At 67.0% G+C, this 16,526-nt stretch carries 12 protein-coding genes; 6 read left to right on the forward strand and 6 right to left on the reverse strand.

Going from position 1 to position 16,526, the window contains the following annotated elements; genetic code table 11:
- Positions 1–28: 28 nt before the first annotated feature.
- From ABD259_RS20405 to ABD259_RS20415, 3 genes are all read right to left on the reverse strand, one after another.
- Positions 29–1,309 carry an NAD(P)/FAD-dependent oxidoreductase gene (locus ABD259_RS20405; protein WP_344108521.1) on the reverse strand — a complete coding sequence of 427 codons (1,281 nt, stop codon included), beginning with the start codon at positions 1,307–1,309 and terminating at the stop codon, positions 29–31.
- A 61-nt stretch (positions 1,310–1,370) separates the two neighbouring features.
- Positions 1,371–2,396, reverse strand: coding sequence for a class I SAM-dependent methyltransferase (locus tag ABD259_RS20410; protein WP_344108518.1), 1,026 nt, complete (start codon positions 2,394–2,396; stop codon positions 1,371–1,373).
- Between the two features lie 303 nt (positions 2,397–2,699).
- A complete protein-coding gene (locus ABD259_RS20415; RefSeq protein ID WP_344108554.1) occupies positions 2,700–3,254 on the reverse strand; it encodes an ester cyclase in 555 nt (184 codons plus the stop codon).
- Positions 3,255–3,467: 213 nt separating this feature from the next.
- On the opposite strand from ABD259_RS20415, the gene ABD259_RS20420 reads away from it, so the two are divergent.
- The gene (locus tag ABD259_RS20420; protein ID WP_344108516.1) at positions 3,468–3,974 is read left to right on the forward strand and encodes a MarR family winged helix-turn-helix transcriptional regulator; all 507 of its coding nucleotides are present in this window, start codon (positions 3,468–3,470) and stop codon (positions 3,972–3,974) included.
- A gap of 192 nt (positions 3,975–4,166) precedes the next feature.
- Here the strand turns inward: ABD259_RS20420 and ABD259_RS20425 are convergent, their stop codons facing one another.
- The 3 genes from ABD259_RS20425 to ABD259_RS20435 all read right to left on the reverse strand — a co-directional run bounded on the left by ABD259_RS20425 (position 4,167) and on the right by ABD259_RS20435 (position 10,176).
- Entirely contained in the window at positions 4,167–5,012 is an 846-nt protein-coding gene (locus ABD259_RS20425; RefSeq protein ID WP_344108514.1) for an NAD(P)H-binding protein, read from the reverse strand.
- A gap of 151 nt (positions 5,013–5,163) precedes the next feature.
- Complete coding sequence (locus ABD259_RS20430) at positions 5,164–6,825, reverse strand: MFS transporter (protein ID WP_344108512.1); 1,662 nt, start codon at positions 6,823–6,825, stop codon at positions 5,164–5,166.
- A gap of 75 nt (positions 6,826–6,900) precedes the next feature.
- On the reverse strand, positions 6,901–10,176 hold the full coding sequence (locus ABD259_RS20435) for an AfsR/SARP family transcriptional regulator (RefSeq protein ID WP_344108510.1): 3,276 nt from the start codon (positions 10,174–10,176) through the stop codon (positions 6,901–6,903).
- A gap of 566 nt (positions 10,177–10,742) precedes the next feature.
- On the opposite strand from ABD259_RS20435, the gene rfbA reads away from it, so the two are divergent.
- The 5 genes from rfbA to ABD259_RS20460 all read left to right on the forward strand — a co-directional run bounded on the left by rfbA (position 10,743) and on the right by ABD259_RS20460 (position 16,323).
- Complete coding sequence (gene rfbA / locus ABD259_RS20440) at positions 10,743–11,642, forward strand: glucose-1-phosphate thymidylyltransferase RfbA (RefSeq protein ID WP_344108508.1); 900 nt, start codon at positions 10,743–10,745, stop codon at positions 11,640–11,642.
- 696 nt (positions 11,643–12,338) lie between these two features.
- Complete coding sequence (locus ABD259_RS20445) at positions 12,339–13,253, forward strand: AfsR/SARP family transcriptional regulator (RefSeq protein WP_344108506.1); 915 nt, start codon at positions 12,339–12,341, stop codon at positions 13,251–13,253.
- A gap of 273 nt (positions 13,254–13,526) precedes the next feature.
- Entirely contained in the window at positions 13,527–14,804 is a 1,278-nt protein-coding gene (locus tag ABD259_RS20450; RefSeq protein WP_344108504.1) for a beta-ketoacyl-[acyl-carrier-protein] synthase family protein, read from the forward strand.
- Positions 14,804–16,027, forward strand: a complete 1,224-nt coding sequence (locus tag ABD259_RS20455; protein WP_344108502.1) for a ketosynthase chain-length factor — start codon at positions 14,804–14,806, stop codon at positions 16,025–16,027. Before ABD259_RS20450 ends, ABD259_RS20455 begins: the two co-directional genes overlap by 1 nt.
- A 38-nt stretch (positions 16,028–16,065) precedes the next feature.
- Entirely contained in the window at positions 16,066–16,323 is a 258-nt protein-coding gene (locus tag ABD259_RS20460) for an acyl carrier protein (protein WP_344108500.1), read from the forward strand.
- Positions 16,324–16,526 lie beyond the last annotated feature (203 nt).

Genomic DNA, 16,526 nt, shown 5'->3' on the forward strand with positions numbered 1-16,526 from the left:
GCCTTGTCGGGTTCGACGAAGCGGGCCACTAGTCGCCGTCCATGAACAGGGGGCGGTAGACGGGGTCGAAGTCCTCGAAGAGCTTCCACTTCTTTTCGGTCCGCATCCGGTTGACGAGGATGTTGTCCTCGCTCCAGAAATCGCCGTTGAGCGTGCGGGTGACCCACCTCGGGTGCATCCCCTGGGCGAACATGTCCTGTACGTAGTTCGTGATGAGGTAGTTGTTGTCGTAGAACGCGCGAATGAGGCGGTGGTAGGTCTCGAATCCCGTCTTGTAGAAGTCCTCGTAGTACTTGCGCGCGGAGGCTTCCTCCGCCTCCCCTTTCAAGCACTTCGAAGTCTGTTCCGCGGCACGGACGCCACCGATGAGGGCGAGGAAGACCCCCCCGGAGAAGATCGGGTCGGTGAAACAACCGGCGTCACCGACGATGAAGTAGCCGGGCCCCGTCAACCGGTCCGCGTAGTAGGCGTAGTCGGTCTCCCCTGTGAGTTCTCGGACGACCTCTGTGCCCGTCAGCCGCGCCCGGAGGCGGGGGATCCGGTTCACGTGTTCCGTGAACAGATCTTCGGGGTCGCTGTCCCGCAGCATATCCACCGGCGTGACGGCGCCGACGCTGATCACGTCCTTGCGTATGGGGATTCCCCAGACCCAACCATCCTTGTGGTTGCACAGCTGGATGTCGCCTTCGGCCGCCGGGTTGTGGCGCTCGTCCAGGCCGCCGAAGTGCTTGAACACGGCGGCCATCCGAAGTTCGTCCTTGACCTTGCGCAGCTTGAAGGCCCGGGCGAGAACCCCCGCGCGACCACTGGCGTCCGCGACGAACTCCGCGGAGACCTCGTGGTGCTCGCCGCCCTGCCTGTAGCGCACCCCCACGACGCGCTCACCGGCCATGAGCGGCGCAGAGACGTGGGCGTTCTCGATGACCTCGACGCCCGACTCCCGAGCGGCGTCGAGCAGGATCTTGTCGAAATCCGCTCGTTCGACGTGGTGAGTCCACTCCCGGTGGCCGTCGCCGATGTCGGAGAAGGCGATCCTCCGGAAGCTCCCGTCGTCCCCGGTGAGTTCCACGCCCCTTTTCACCGGGAAGCCCTCGGCCTTCATCCGATCCAACAGACCCAGGTGCTCCAGAGTGTCGGCGGTCGCTGTGAGAAGCGACTCCCCAATGTGGAATCGCGGGAACTTCGTCCGTTCCATGAGAAGGACACGGTGCCCGCGACGGCTGAGGGACATCGCATAGGAACTGCCGGCGGGACCGCCTCCGATCACCACAGCGTCGTATTTCTTCCAAAGGTGGGGGGTAGCGCTCATGGGAACTCCTGTCTCATGCGTCGATTCTTCGATCACCATCAAGAACGGAGGGCCGCGCGTGTCACGACGGCGTCGCGGTCACGACCCGGAACGGCAAGCTCGGCACACCATGGGTGCGCACGTCATCGAAACCCGCCGACGTCAGCATCCGCTCATACGTCGCCTCCGAGTGGACTTCGCCCGCGCTCGTCCACGCCAGCATCAGCACCGAGAAGAGGTGGGGCGCGGGGTCGTCCTTCGGTGACGTGTCGTTCGTGGTGAAGCCGACGAGGCCCAGCCGACCGTCGGGCTTGAGCACGGACCGCGCGCGCTGGAGCAGCTCGGTCGCCCGCTCTTCGGAGAAGTGGTGCAGCACGTTCGTGATCAGGACCAGGTCGTACGGGCCACCCAGGGGCACCTCGAACATGTCGCCCGCGATCACGTTCATCCGATCTGCGACCCCGAGGCGCCGCGCCTGCTCCTGAGCGAACGGCAGGACGTTCTCCCAGTCGAGCGCCCAGATCCCAGCCTGGGGGAACCGCTGGGCCACGGTGCATCCGTACACGCCGTGGCCGCAGGCCATGTCCAGGAGGTCGAGGGCGGGGCGGTCATCGGCCCACGCGGCGAGTGCGTCGGCCAGGACCCCTGCCGTGGGCCGCGCGACGACCGGAGCGTAGGCGGCGAAGTCCTCCCAGTAGGAGTATCCCGGCGTCTCGGCCTGTTCCTCCAGGACGGTTCCTCCCTTGCGTACGGCTTCCGGCAACCGCTTGAGCGCGTCCCACTCCCAGTCGCTGGCGAAGACGTGGATCATGTCTCCCACGTACGCGCCGCTCGACGGGACCAGGAGCTCATCGGCTCCCGGGGCGAGGCGGTACCGCCTGTCACGTGCCTCGACGACTTTGATGGCGGCCAACGCGTTGAGCAGGATGCGCAGGCCGCGAGGATCGGTCCCGGTGGCTGCGGCGACGGACTCGACACCGGTCGGCTCGACGAGGTGAGGGAACACCCCGAGTTCGACGCCGGCGCGGAGCAGGCTGGTGGTCTTGTACGCCCGCATCATGTCGAACAGTGATTCCCGGCTCAGCGCAGGGAGTCGTGTGGCTTCCATACCTCATCCGATCCGGTTCCAGGAGTGGGGTGGCACCGTCCCGACGACTCCTCCTAGACGACCCCGAGGAGCCGGGACTCATTGGTGGTCGGGATAGGGAGGAACGACCACATTCCTCGTTCCTCGTGCAGCGGGACAATCCTCGACCCGGCCACTGAAATGCCGCTCGAATCCGGCTAGTGGCGCGTCGGACGGATACGGATCCCCCGGACGTTCCGCAGGGTGGACCTGCACCTACGGGACACGGTCGTTCACATGGTTCGGGGTGGCCGCGTTTCCGCCCTGACGCGCCAGGCGTGCTCTCTACCGGAACATATGGCCGCGCGCGATCGGGCCGCCGTTGCGGGCCTCGGAGCGTCTGGCCTGGCGCAGGGCCAACGCCATGCGCACGAGGTACGTAGGACGTGGCGGGATCCAACCGAGCTGCTGCGCCATCCCGAGGTCGTCGCGGTTGGCCCAGTGTTCGATCATGGCTCCGTCGGCCATCCGCCACCAGTGGGTCTGTGTGACCGCACACCCCCGTCCCGTGGGTGGAAAGGCCGAGCGGACACGGCCCCGCGCGTCATAGTCGTAGAACGTGCCGACCTGGCGGCCGTGCAGCGTCGTGTGTGCGACGGTCAGGTCGCCGTCGACGACCACCGTGTGGACCTCCCAGTCGAGGTCCGCGAACACGTGGCGCAGCATCAGAGCCGTGGCGTGGAAGGCCGCCGGGCCCTTGCCGCGACAGGCGAGTGGTTCGTCCTTCGCCTCGTGGTTGGTCGCCTCGGGATGCACGTGTTCCTGGAACTCCGCGAGGTCTCCCTTGCGCATGGCCGCGAACTGCAGGCGGCAGATGTCTTTCGCCTCGATACCGGTCATCGTCACCACCCTTCCCCCGGGCCACCGACCACGCCGACCCGCCGGTGCGGCACACCGGATTCCGTGCACGACGTTCCGGCGCCGCACGCGGATTCGCGTCCGCCGCACCGCTGTCGGCCACTAACGTGGCGATGTACCCTTTTACTCACCAAAGTTTACTTCTTCCAATGGTTGTTATCTTCCTATTGGAAGTCAATAGCAAGAGATGCGAGCATGCCGCGAGAAGACGAGCCGATGAACCGGTGGGAACTCTCGGAGACCGAGGCCCGACGCCTCCGCGAGTTCGTTTCGGCCATGATGCTCAACGGCCACGTCACAGCCGAGATAGCAGGGCTGCGTCCCATCGATCTCTATGTCCTCAACTTGCTGGATCTCGACGGTCGCGCGACGCCGAGCGAGCTGGCCCGGCGCACGTCCCTAACCACCGGCGCCATCACCAAGCTGATCGACCGCCTCGCCCGCATCGGGCTCGTGGAGCGCACGCCCGACGAGGAGGATCGGCGCCGCGTGTGGCTGACCGTCTCCGACCAGGCGTCATCCCATGTCGGGAAGAAGGCGGACCTCTTCGCGCCCACGGCGAAGCGCATGGACGGCCTGATCTCCGGCTATCCCGAGGATCAACGGGCCGTCCTGCTGGACTTCCTCTGCCGTGCGACCACGGAACTCCGCAAGGCCACCGAGGAGCTCCAGCAGGCGCGGCCCCGCGGCGCCCGGCAGTGACTCGCCCGCACCGTCGGCATCCCTCCCACGTCCACCGGGCCCCATCCACGGTGGCCCGCGAGGCAGGGGCCGCGCGGGCCACGCCGGCATGCCCCGCCTCATGGCGAACCTCCGCCGAGCGCGAATCGCCGGGGCGGGACATGCCGTTTGTCCGCTCAACGATGTCCGAACCGGCTCCGGAACCGACTGTCGTCAGGCTGGTGCGCGGAAGATGTCGGCATGGTCGGCCACCCACTGTTCGAAGGTTCGTCCCGGCCGACCGGTGATCCGCTCGACCGAGTCATCGACCTCCGCGGGTGCGCCGACCAGCGAAGCGAGGGTGGTCATCAGCCAGTCGCAGATCACCGCGGGCACGCCGTGGCGCGCCAGCATGGTCTTCGCCTCGTCCTCACCGATCTCCTGGAACACGAGGTCTCGGCCGATCACGCGGCCGATCACCTCGACCTGTTCAGCCTGGGTCAGCGCCTCCGGCCCGCTGAGAGTGTACTCGCGGCCGACGTGGTCGTCCTCCAGCAGCGCCACCGCGGCGGCGTCCGCCACATCGGCTTCGTGGATCGAAGCGAGGCGGGACTCCGGGTAGACCCAGCGGACCACACCGAACTCCCGGATGGGGTAGGCCCACCAGTCCCGCGCGTTCATGGCGAACGGCCCCGGCTCCAGGAAGGTCCAGTCGACGCCGGACTCCCGCACCTGCTCCTTTACAGGGTTCCGCGCATCGCTGTCGGGAATCTCCCCACTATCGACGGCCGAGGTCAGGACCGCCATGCGGTCGAGCCCGGCCTCCTTGACCGCGGTCATGACGTTGTGCACCGTCCCGGCGTCGGAGAACAGGTACATGCGGTCCACGCCCTCCAGAGCCGCGCGCAGCGACCCCGGATCGTCGAAGTTTCCCTCGCTGACCTCGGCTTCCGGAGGCAGACGGTGGCTCGCGTTCCGGGCGTCCCGGGTCAGCGCGCGCACCTGCTGCCCCGACTCCAGCAATCGGTCGACTAGGGCCCGGCCAACGGTTCCGGTCGCACCCGTCACCAAGATCTTCATGTCAGTCCCCTTTTCGTTCTGTCACTGTGTCGAGGGGCGCCGAATCGCGCGCCCCCACGACCCGCTGGACCGTCATCTATGTGGAACGGGGAAAGGCGAGGCCTCCTGGGCGCGCCGCTTTCCCTCGGGTTCGAACCGCCCCACCAGGGCGCTAGGGCCGACTCGCGGTGTCAGGCGCCGTCGGCGGAGCCGAATCGCCGTCGCCGACGGCCTCGATCGCGGTGTCATCCGAGCCTTCGCCCGCCGACTCCGTGTCGTCCCCCGGCCCGTGGCCGGAGACCCCGCCCACCGGGACATGGCGGAGCGTGAACAGCACCATGACCGCGGCGGCGGCAAGGATCACCGCCGCGCTGCCCGCGGCCATCCGCATCCCGTCGGTGAACGCCTGGAAGGCGACGTCGAGAAGTGGCGTCGCCAACGCCTCCGGGAGTCGCTCCGCCACGGCCACAGCCCCGGGCAGGGTCTCGTGGGCGGCGTCGACGACCTCGTCGGGCACGTCGGCAGGTGCGCCCGCCATCATGTCGGCCCGGTAGATGGCCATGCCGATGCTGCCCATGATCGCGATTCCGAGCGCGCCGCCCAGTTCCCCGGCGGTCTCCGACAGCGAGGAGGCGGCTCCGGCCCGCTCCGACGGGGCACTCGCCACCACGAGGTCAGTGCACAGCGCGGCGATCGACCCCATTCCGGCGCCGACCATGCCCACCCCGACGAGCAGAAGCGCGATCGGCGTGTCCGGCCCGATCCTGGTCAGCAGCGTCATACCGGCGGCACCGATCAGCAGCGCGCCGCCGACGACGTACGCGGGGCGAATGCGTCCCGCGAGCACGACCGACAGGACCGAGCCCACCGCGGACATGGTCACCATCGGCAGCATCCACACCCCGGCCATGATGGGCCGCAGCCCGAGCACCAGCTGCAGGTACTGCGACACGAAGAGCATGAACCCGACCAGCGCGAAAACCCCAAGCATCACCGTGATCAGGGACGCGCTAAAGGCGGAGCTGCGGAAGAGCCGCACGTCGATCAGCGGGTCGGGAAGCCGGAGCTGCCGCAGCACGACCCAGCCCCCAATCGCCAGGCCGACCACGATGGCCACCACCGGCGACCATCCAAAGCCGTCCTCGGAGAGCTTCTTCACCCCATAGATCACCGGGAGCACCGCGGCCAGCGAGAGTGCCGCGCTGACCAGGTCGAACCGGCCCGCGTTGGGATCCCGGTACTCCGGCAGCAGGATCGGCCCCGCGACGAGAAGCAATAGCATGATGGGCACGTTGACGAGGAACACCGAACCCCACCAGAAGAACTCCAGCAGGATGCCGCCCGCCAACGGGCCGACCGCTGTTCCGGCGATGAACCCCGCCGTCCACAGCCCGATGGCCAGCTGACGCTGCCGTGGCACGACGAACATGTTGCGGATCAGGGCCAGCGTGGCCGGCATCAGTGTGGCACCGCCGATTCCGAGCAGCGCACGGGAGGCGATGAGCATCTCAGGACTGGTGGCGAACGCCGAGGCGAGCGACGCGATGCCGAAGGCGACCGCCCCCAGCATCAGGAGCCGCCGACGACCGATCCGGTCACCGAGCGTCCCCATCGTGACGAGCAGACCGGCCAGCAGGAACGTGTAGATGTCCATGATCCACAACAGCTGGGCACTGCTCGGTTCCAGCTCCGCGCTGAGGCGCGGCAGGGCGAAGTTGAGAATGGTCACGCTCATCGCGATGAGCAGTACCGGGAGCATCAGGACGGCGAGACCGGCCCACTCCCTGCGTCCCGCCAGAGGCGCGTATTGTGTCGACTGGTTCGTGGACTTCATGGCCACCAGGGTCCGGCGCGACCCTGACCACGCCAGCACCGCGACCTGACCGCGCACGCACCGTCGTCTGACCGCTCATCCACCGAGATCCGCGATCGCCGCGCCGAGCTCGGTGAACACCTCCTCACGCGACAGACGGCTCCCCCGAACGTAGGCCGCGCTAAAGACCTCCGCGCCGATCATCGCGCGCGCGGCATTGGCCACCCGCGCCACGTCCCCGCACCCGACATCCCGTCCGCCCCGAACCGCGGCACTCGCCCCCAACAGCAGGGCGGCATGCTCCGCGTCACCGTCCAGCAGCGCGACGTCCGCCAGCGCCTCGGCGGCGAGCGTCACCTGGGGCAGATGCCAGGACGACATGTCCCCGACGAGGGCCCGGCGATAGCACGCGCGGGCCTGGTCGGTGTCTCCCTCAGCCTCAGCCAGGCGCCCCAGTTCGATCAGAGCCGCCTGCATCCGGACGGCCCCGCCCCCGGCCGCTCCGTCGGCGATTCCCGCGACCGACGCCTCACCGCACCGCCGCGCCTCCGCGTGGTCCCCCCTCAGCCGGGCCACCGTCCCCAGACCGCACTGGGCCGAGACCAGGACCTCTCGCGCCGAGTTCTGCCGCGCGATCTCGGTGGCCCGTTCGAAGGAGGCGCGCGCCCCGTCGAGGTCACCCCCGCGCAGCAGTCCTTCGGCGCGCAGGCGCACCAGATCCGCGCCGTCCTCGGCGGCGCCGAGCTGCTCGGTGAGGACGAGGGCTTCGTCCGTGAGCGTGAGCGTGCGTGTCAGGTCGCCCTGCCAGGCCGCGATCGCGCTCAGCCCCGCCAGGGCCTGGACCGATCCCCAGTGGTCGCCCAGCGACTGGAAGGCGGCGAGCCCACTGGTGAACGCGGACCCGGCCCGCCCCGGATCCCCCTGGTAGAACTGCAGGTAGCCGAGCACGAGCTGAGCCACGGCGCGAACCCATGGATCCGCGCTCGCCTGGCAGCGGTCCAGGAACGGCCGGATACCGGCGGATCCGCGTCCGGCCTGTCCGGCGGTCGTGGGCCAGAGCATCGCGAGCAGCGGCCAGCGCAGTGGGGCGTCGAGCCCCGCCACAATCTCCTCGGCCCGGTCCAGATACGGTTCAGGCCGCCCGACGCCGGACACGTCCGACATCGCGTTGACCACGCACAGCACGTACTCCTCCACCAGCTCCTCCGGCGCTTGGAAGCCGATCCGCCGCAGCAGCGCACCGGCAAGGGAAGCCCCCTCGTTGTGCCGTCCGCGCAACCACCAGTACACGGATAGGGCGGCCAGCAGCCGCAGCGCCATGGTGGTGTCGTGCTCCACGGCCCAGCGCAGGGCGGCGTGCAGGTTGTCGTGCTCGGCGGACAGGAGCGGCAGCCATTCCAGCTGCGATGCATTGCGGAGATGCGGATCGGCGGCCTGGGCGAGGTCGAGGAAGTAGGCGGCGTGTGCGCGTTGGACGCCCTCCTGCTCACCGGCCTCGGCGAGGTGCTCGTCGCCGTACGCCCGGATCGTCGCCAGCATCCGGTAGCGCCGCCCGCCGTCCAACGCTTCGACGAGGGACTTCTCCACCAGGCCCGAGAGCGCGTCCGCGACTTCGTCGCTGTCTCCGCACACCGCGCGGACGGCCGCGAGGGTGGCGCCGCCGGTGAAGACGGTGAAGCGTCGGGCAAGCCGCTGCTCGGTCTCGTCCAACAGGCTCCAGCTCCACGCCACAACCGCGCGCAGCGTCTGGTGCTTGGGCTGGGCCATGCGGTTGCCGCGCGCCAGCAGGGCGAAGCGGTCGTCCAGCCGACCGGCGATCTCGGCCAGAGGCAGGGCACGCAGACGAGCGGCGGCGAGCTCGATCGCGAGTGGCAGGCCGTCGAGCGCACGGCAGACGGCGACGATCTCCCCAACGTTGTCGGCGGTCACGGCGAACCCGGGCCGAGCCGCGGCCGCGCGGTCGGCGAACAGACGCACCGCGGAAAAGTTGAGCGCCTCCTGGGGACAGCAGCCGACCGGGGGCAGGGGAAGCGGCGACACCGGCCATAGGGTCTCCCCCGTGATCCCCAGCGTCTCCTGGCTGGTGGCGAGAATCCGCAGGCCGGGGCAGTCGCTGAGCAGCCGCCCCGCGAGCCGTGCGGCATCCTCCAGGACGTGTTCGCAGTTGTCGAGAACGAGCAGAAGCGAGCGCTCCATCAGGGCCGCGGCCAGCCGCGCGGTGGGATCGGCCGGGGGAGGCTGACGGTCTGGTGCCAGCGATCCGACCAGGCCGGAGTCGCGCAGGCCCAACGCCGTCAGCACCGCCTGGGGCACGTCGCTTCCCGCGTCGATCAGGGACAGCTCGACGAAGCAGACCTCGCTGTCGTCGCGCCGGGCCGCCTCGACCGCGAGCCGGGTCTTGCCGACCCCGCCCGGACCGGTGAGCGTGACCAGGCGCGCCTCACCGAGCAGGGCGCTGATCTCCGCCAGCTGTCTCTCCGCCCCGACGAAGCTGGTGAGTTGGGCGGGAATGGTCTGCATGAGGGGCGGCCGCGCACCGGACGCAGCGACGTCGCGCGGCGCCGCCATGCCGAGGGTCGCGGCGCGGGGCAACTCATCGAGCCCGGCGGGGCCCTCGGTTACCTCGGTGGGCTCGCCCCGCAGGATCGCCAGGTGGATCCGGGACAGCTCCGAGGACGGACCGACACCCAACTCCTCCGCTAACAGCGTGCGGACTTCCTCGAACACGACCAGTGCTTCGGCTTGGCGCCCCGCAGCCTGCAGTGCACGCATCAGCTGGCCGCGCAGCCGCTCGCGCAACGGGTAGGCCGCGACGAGCTCCTCGAGCTCACTCACCAGCGCCGCACTGGCTCCGCACGCCAGCCGCGCCTCAATCCTGTTCTCGACTGCGCTCAACCGCAGTTCCGACAGGCGGTGGGCTGGAGCCGCGGCGAAGGGGGCGGTGGCGACATCGGCTAGGGCGGGCCCCCGCCAAAGGGACAGAGCTTCGCCCAACAGAGCAGAGGCACGCGCATGGTCACCCGTCACCAAGGCGTCCTGGCCCGCAGCGGCGAGCCATTCGAACCGGTAGGCGTCGACGTCGAGAGGATCAACCGCGAGTCGGTACCCGCCCGGGTGGGACTCCACAAGGTCGCCGCCGTCGGCGGTGCGCAGTGCGCCGCGCAGTCGGGAGATCTGGGACTGGAGGGCGTTCGCGGCCCCTACTGGGGGCGCCTCCCCGTAGACATCATCGATCAGGCGTTCCGTACTGACCACGCGGCCGGCCTCCAACGCCAGCACGATTAACACCGCCCGCCGCCGAACCCCACCCGTGGCGACCGGGGTTCCGTCGCCACCCCACACCTCGGTCGTGCCCAGGATCCCGAACCGCATGACACCAAGTATCACCGATTCGAAGATCGCCAGACGATGCTCCACGCCGAATTCGTCACCGATACCGGCGCCCCCACCCACCCCCTCATGGCGGAACAGTGCCGACTCCCCGGAACACGTCGGCGGGTCGGGATCCGGCGTTATCGACGGAATTCATTTCTCTTAATAATCGTGGTCGTCGCTCAAGATACGCTCGAACATGACTAGACCGCCAGGCCAGCGGCCTGGTAGACAACAACACGTCTTGTTAGCATAGCAGTTCTTATAGCGTGGAAACCGATAATTTCGTAGGAGCAATGAAATTTGACTGATTCAGCGGGAAGAATCCACGGGCGAGCCTCGTCACAGGGAACTTGGTTGAGCAGAGCGAGCGACGTACGCTGAGTACGTCCGAGAACGGGGACACAGAGTGGACCGCTGAACGGCCTTTACCACAGTGCGACCACATTCCACATCCACCTCCCGCGCCACCGGCCATCGACGATGAACCTCCCACGGCCACGGCGCGGACACCGCACTGTCAGGGCATCCGGCGACTCCGCCATCTACCATCACAGGGGGACCTCATGCGCGGAATCATTCTTGCCGGCGGCACAGGGTCGCGCTTGTGGCCGATAACACGCGCAACCTCCAAGCAGTTGATGCCGGTATTCGACAAGCCGATGATCTACTACCCGCTTTCCACCCTGATGATGGCCGGCATCAGGGAAATCCTCATAATCACGGCCGCGGATGAGCAGGAACGGTTCCGGCAACTGCTGGGCGACGGCGCACACCTGGGCATCTCCCTGGAATACGTCTCCCAGGACCGCCCCGAAGGCATCGCCCACGCGTTCATCCTGGGCGAGAAGTTCATCGGCCGGGATCCGGTCGCCCTCATCCTGGGCGACAACATCTTCTTCGGCTCCGGCCTCGGCCAGCAGCTGCGCACGCACACCGCCTGGAAAGGCGGGCGTATCTTCGCCTATACGGTCGCCAACCCCACGGAATACGGAGTCGTCGAGCTCGACAGCGAGCACCGCGTCCTTTCCGTCGAGGAAAAGCCCGCCCAGCCGAAATCGAACTATGCGGTTCCCGGACTGTACTTTTATGACGCGCGGGTCGTAGAAATCGCCCATGGTCTACGCCCAAGTGAGCGGGGAGAGCTGGAGGTCTCCGACGTCAACGCGGCCTACCTGCGCGAGGGGCTGCTGGAAGTCACCGTCCTGGAACGCGGAAGCGCCTGGCTCGACACCGGAACGTTCTCGTCCCTGGTGCAAGCAGCGGAGTTCGTCCGCGTAGTCGAAGAGCGACAGGGCATGAAGATCGGCTGCGTCGAGGAGGTCGCCTGGCGGCAGGGGTTCATCGACGACGATCGACTTCGGAAGCTGGCCGAACCGCTGCGCAAGAGCGGGTACGGAGACTATCTTCTGCGGCTGCTCGAGAATGAGTCGAGGACGCGGCTGTCGACGATGACCGCGGGGTGACCCCGCCCTTCCTCGGTGAGCGCCTCTCACGGGGATGGCGCATGCCCTCGACCGATGCCCCGCATGCGCCATGGGTTCTCCCCGGCGCACCGGACATCCAATGCCGATCGACCGAGGTCATGCGGCTTTGCCTGTGGAGCCGCCGTACGGGACGCCCCAAGCCTCTTGACATCGACGACGAAGTCGCAAACATTAGGTTCCATGGGTAGGTTATTTCCAATGCGAAGCTAGTTGGGTTCGGGGGTTCCGGGTCACACCCGACCAGGGCAGAGGGGGCTGGAGTGCGACACAGCTAAGGCCACGGGGGTGCGGGAGGACGCGTACCCCACGGAACACCGGAGTGGTGTAACCACCGCAGCGAATTCCCGTCTCGGCGTTCCACGCCGAGACCACGGGGTGCTCGGGCCGTGCGCACACCACCCCGGGAACGCTTGGGATATCGGAACTCCGCCCTGAGCCAGGGTTCGACGATACGGCGCCCGACGCCCACGTCCCGATGTCGAATCCGATAAATTTCGGACATCCGGTTCTCGAGAATCATCGATAGGCGGAACAAGCCCCCCGTAGTGCATGCGCAATTCATGCGACCGCCGGCAGACAGATCAAATATCTCAGCGCGCCCGTGATCACTGATTCATAGGGTGCGATTTTTTATCACATGAGAAGGGGGTTGTCCAACGATCCCCACGTCCAAGTGTGGACATAGAGAACATTGACACCTCGACTGTCTTCACAAATATGATTGAAGTGGTGAACAATCCCCTAGGCCACAGGCTTCCCTGGATGGAAAAGATGAGATATCAGACGCTCGGAACGCTGGAAGTTATCAGCGAGCAGAACAGCTACTCGCCCGGCGGGTCCAAGATGCGTCAGGTGCTGGCGCTATTGCTGGTGAACGCCAACACCGTCGTCGGAACCGAAGCCATAATCGACGAGCTATGGAAGAACGATCCACCGCGCAGTGTCACCACAACACTGCAAACCTATATATATCAGCTCAGAAAGGCGTTCAAACGAGAGTTTCCCGACGAGAACATCGGAGACATACTCATCACTCACGCCCCCGGATATAAGCTAAGAATACCGCTGGATCGAATCGACGCGACTGGCTTCGAAAAGAGCGCGCGAGAAGGCCGTGCCCTCTTCGACGACGGACGATACGCGGATGCACAGGACAGGTTCGCCTCCGCCCTCTCCCTGTGGCAGGGAGAATTCATGGAGAACGTCACCCGTGGACGCCGTCTGCACAGCCATGCGGTTCTTCTGGAAGAGCTCAAAATCGAAACACTGCAGCTCAAGATCGCTGCCGAAATGCGTCTGGGGCGGAACCATGAGGTGATCTCCGAACTCCGCAGCCTAACGGAGCACCACCCACTCAATGAGTGGTTCTACGGTCAGCTCATGTGCGCCCTGGCCCGGGCCGGCCGAAGAGGCGAGGCGCTGCACGTGTACCAGCGCCTTCGGTACAAGCTGAACAGCGATCTCGGACTGGATCCGTCAGCCGAGATCAAACGGCTTCATGTAGAGATCCTCAACGATGAGGAGGGGATCCGCGGGGTGGATTCGAGCAGCATATCCGTATTGGACATAGCGGCCATCGGGCGCTCCTAGAAATCCCCTCGAGGACGGGGAACGACGTCCACGATGCAGGCCGACCGGATTAGGGGACCACAAACGGCCGCATCGGGTTCCGGAGTTGGGCGAACGGTTTCACGGTGCGTGGTGACCCGCTGACCCTACCCCGTGATCAGGCAGAGTTCCGCAGCGGTCGGTGGATTCCAGGATCACTCAATCGTCGTTCGAGCGCGACATGGTTTCTTCCACTCTGGACACCTTCCTTAATTGTGTTGCACTGCCCAGCTGTCACAATGAACGGATTCCCTTATGGCTTTGGACCGAGAACGCAGGGTCGTCATAACCGGAATGGGAGCTGTGGTTCCAGGTGGAATCGGAGTAAAGAACTTCTGGGAGCTCATCAGCGCCGGCCGGACCGCCACACGCACCATCTCCTTCTTCGACCCCACGCCCTACAGATCGCAGGTGGCCGCGGAATGCGACTTCGACCCGGTGGAGCAGGGTCTGAGCCCTCCGGAGATCCGCCGAATGGATCGCGCCGCACAGTTCGCCGTCGTGTGCGCGGACGAGTGCCTCTCGGATAGCGGCCTGGAGATCGACTCCGCACTCCACCACCGGACCGGGACCAGTGTGGGGACTGCCGTCGGCTGCACGATGAGCCTGGAGCGGGAGTACTCCGTGGTCAGCGACGCCGGCCGGCGCTGGCTGGTCGACCCGGCCTACGCCGTTCCCCACCTGTTCGACTACCTCGTCCCGGGCTCGATCGCGAGGGAGGTGGCGTGGCGCGTGGGCGCGGAGGGACCCGCGACCGTCATATCAACCGGGTGCACCTCCGGCTTGGACGCGGTGGGTCATGCCTGCGACGTGATCCGCGAGGGGTCGGCGGACATCATGATCGCGGGCGCCACGGACGCGCCCATTTCCCCGATCACCGTCGCATGCTTCGACGCGATCAAGGCGACTACCCCCCGCAACCACGCCCCGGAGCATGCCTCACGCCCGTTCGACCGAGGAAGGGACGGGTTCGTCCTCGGAGAGGGCGCGGCCATGTTCGTGCTGGAGGAGCGTGAGCACGCGCGGCGCCGCCACGCTCACATCTACGCCGAGGTCGCGGGATTCGCGACACGGAGCAACGCCTTCCACATGACCGGTCTGCGGCCCGACGGGAGAGAGATGTCCGAAGCGATCGGGACCGCCCTCGACGAGGCTCGTCTGGATCCGGCGGATATCGACTACATCAACGCCCACGGGTCCGGGACGAAGCAGAACGACCGGCACGAGACGGCCGCGTTCAAGCGGAGCTTCGGTGAGCATGCCTACCGGACACCGGTGAGTTCGATCAAGTCGATGGTCGGCCACTCACTGGGAGCGATCGGCTCCATCGAGATCGCGGCCTCGGTACTCGCGATTCAGCACAACACCGTCCCGCCAACGGCCAACCTGCATGAGGACGATCCGGAATGCGATCTCGACTACATTCCCCTGGAGAGCCGGGATTGGCGGACTGACGCGGTGGTGAGCGTCGGCAGCGGGTTCGGCGGCTTCCAGAGCGCGATGGTGCTGACCGACGCCGGGCGGATGTCCTGATGGGCGCGACGGTGGTCACCGGCATCGGAATCATCGCCCCGAACGGGGTGGGAGCGGACGACTTCTGGTCGGCGACACTCAACTGCGACGTCGGAATCGGACCCATCAGCCGGTTCGACGCATCGGACTATCCCGTACGGCTCGCGGGCGAGGTCACCAACGTCGACGTGGAGCGGCTCCTGCCGAACCGGCTCATCCCGCAGACGGACCGCGTGACGCGCCTCGCGCTCCTAGCCGCCGAATGGGCCCTCAACGACGCCGATGTGCAATTGGAGTCGCGCCCGGAGTTCGGGAAGGGAACCGTCACCGCCAGCTCCGCCGGAGGCTTCGAGTTCGGTCAGGGCGAGCTGGAAAAACTCTGGAGCAAAGGTCCCGAATACGTCAGCGCCTACCAGTCGTTCGCCTGGTTCTACGCGGTCAACACCGGCCAGATATCCATCCGGCACGGGCTCCAGGGGCCGGGTGGTGTCGTGGTGACCGAACAGGCCGGCGGACTCGACGCGGTGGCCCAGGCCCGTCGCCAGATATGGCACGGAACCGGCCTCCTCGTCACCGGTGGTGTCGACGCTTCCCTGTGCCCGTGGGGCTGGGTCGCGCAGCTGTCCCACGGCCGCCTCAGCACACAGGAGGATCCGCACCGCGCCTACCTGCCGTTCGACGTGAACGCTTGCGGTTACGTGCCGGGGGAGGGCGGGGCAATCCTCATTCTTGAGGACGCCGCGTCCGCACGGGAGCGGGGGTGCCGTGTCTACGGCCGGATCGCCGGATACGGTGCCACCTTCGATCCCAGGCCCGGGTCCGGTCGGGAGCCAGGGCTGCGGCGGGCCATCGAGACAGCGCTCGCCGACGCCGATGTCTCCCCCGTCGACATCGATGTGGTGTTTGCGGACGGTGCGGGACTCCCCACCGGTGATCGCGACGAGGCGACGGCGATAGAGCGCGTCTTCGGCACACGCTCCTCCGGCCCGGTTCCCGTCACTGTTCCCAAGACGATGACCGGCCGCCTGTACTCCGGCGGCTCCGCGCTCGATCTCGCCACCGCGTTCCTCGCCCTCGACAGCAACGTGATCCCCCCGACAGCCAACGTCACCGAACTTTCGCCGGAGTGCAATATCGACCTTGTACTGGGGAGGCCGAGAGAACACGAGCTGACGACCGCACTGATCCTGGCGCGGGGCTACGGAGGTTTCAACTCGGCGATGGTGGTGCGCGCTGACGCGTAGCGGACGGTACCGATCAGAAGAAAACTAAGGAGAGAACCATGCAGAAGCTCACCAGCGACGACTTGGGAAGAATTCTGCGCGAGTGTGCGGGCGAATCCGAGAAGTTTCAGTGGGACGAAACGGTCCTGGACACGACGTTCGATGAACTCGAGTACGACTCGATCGCGATTCTGGAGGCGGCTGCCCGCATTCAGCAGGAGTACGGGATCCGCGTGGAGGATGAGTCCATCCCGGACCTGGTCACGCCACGCGCTTTTCTCGACCATGTGAACCGGCTCCCCACCTCCCCCTCATAACCGACCGGGCGCCCCCGCGTCGTCGCGTGGGGCGCCCTCCATCTCCGGGACGGATCCGCACGATCGGCCCTGCCTGTCGTGGCGTGGCACCCCAGACAGGCGCGAAGCCAAGCACGTGTGGTGATACGGAGCTCGAACCGAATGGATCACCGACCAGGCGCGGCAGCACGGTGAGCTGGAGATTGACGTCGTCGACCTGGCCC

Source organism: Nocardiopsis rhodophaea (assembly GCF_039530945.1).
Classification (GTDB): Bacteria; Actinomycetota; Actinomycetes; order Streptosporangiales; family Streptosporangiaceae; genus Nocardiopsis_C; species Nocardiopsis_C rhodophaea.

Bases quoted from the DNA above. Each gene is read 5' to 3' on its own strand.
- ABD259_RS20435 (WP_344108510.1), bottom strand. From the start codon at position 10,176: ATGCGGTTCGGGATCCTGGGCACGACCGAGGTGTGGGGTGGCGACGGA.
- ABD259_RS20415 (WP_344108554.1), bottom strand. From the start codon at position 3,254: ATGACCGGTATCGAGGCGAAAGACATCTGCCGCCTGCAGTTCGCGGCC.
- ABD259_RS20455 (WP_344108502.1), top strand. From the start codon at position 14,804: ATGGGCGCGACGGTGGTCACCGGCATCGGAATCATCGCCCCGAACGGG.
- ABD259_RS20430 (WP_344108512.1), bottom strand. From the start codon at position 6,825: ATGAAGTCCACGAACCAGTCGACACAATACGCGCCTCTGGCGGGACGC.
- ABD259_RS20460 (WP_344108500.1), top strand. From the start codon at position 16,066: ATGCAGAAGCTCACCAGCGACGACTTGGGAAGAATTCTGCGCGAGTGT.
- ABD259_RS20425 (WP_344108514.1), bottom strand. From the start codon at position 5,012: ATGAAGATCTTGGTGACGGGTGCGACCGGAACCGTTGGCCGGGCCCTA.
- ABD259_RS20450 (WP_344108504.1), top strand. From the start codon at position 13,527: ATGGCTTTGGACCGAGAACGCAGGGTCGTCATAACCGGAATGGGAGCT.
- ABD259_RS20420 (WP_344108516.1), top strand. From the start codon at position 3,468: ATGCCGCGAGAAGACGAGCCGATGAACCGGTGGGAACTCTCGGAGACC.
- ABD259_RS20405 (WP_344108521.1), bottom strand. From the start codon at position 1,309: ATGAGCGCTACCCCCCACCTTTGGAAGAAATACGACGCTGTGGTGATC.
- rfbA (WP_344108508.1), top strand. From the start codon at position 10,743: ATGCGCGGAATCATTCTTGCCGGCGGCACAGGGTCGCGCTTGTGGCCG.
- ABD259_RS20410 (WP_344108518.1), bottom strand. From the start codon at position 2,396: ATGGAAGCCACACGACTCCCTGCGCTGAGCCGGGAATCACTGTTCGAC.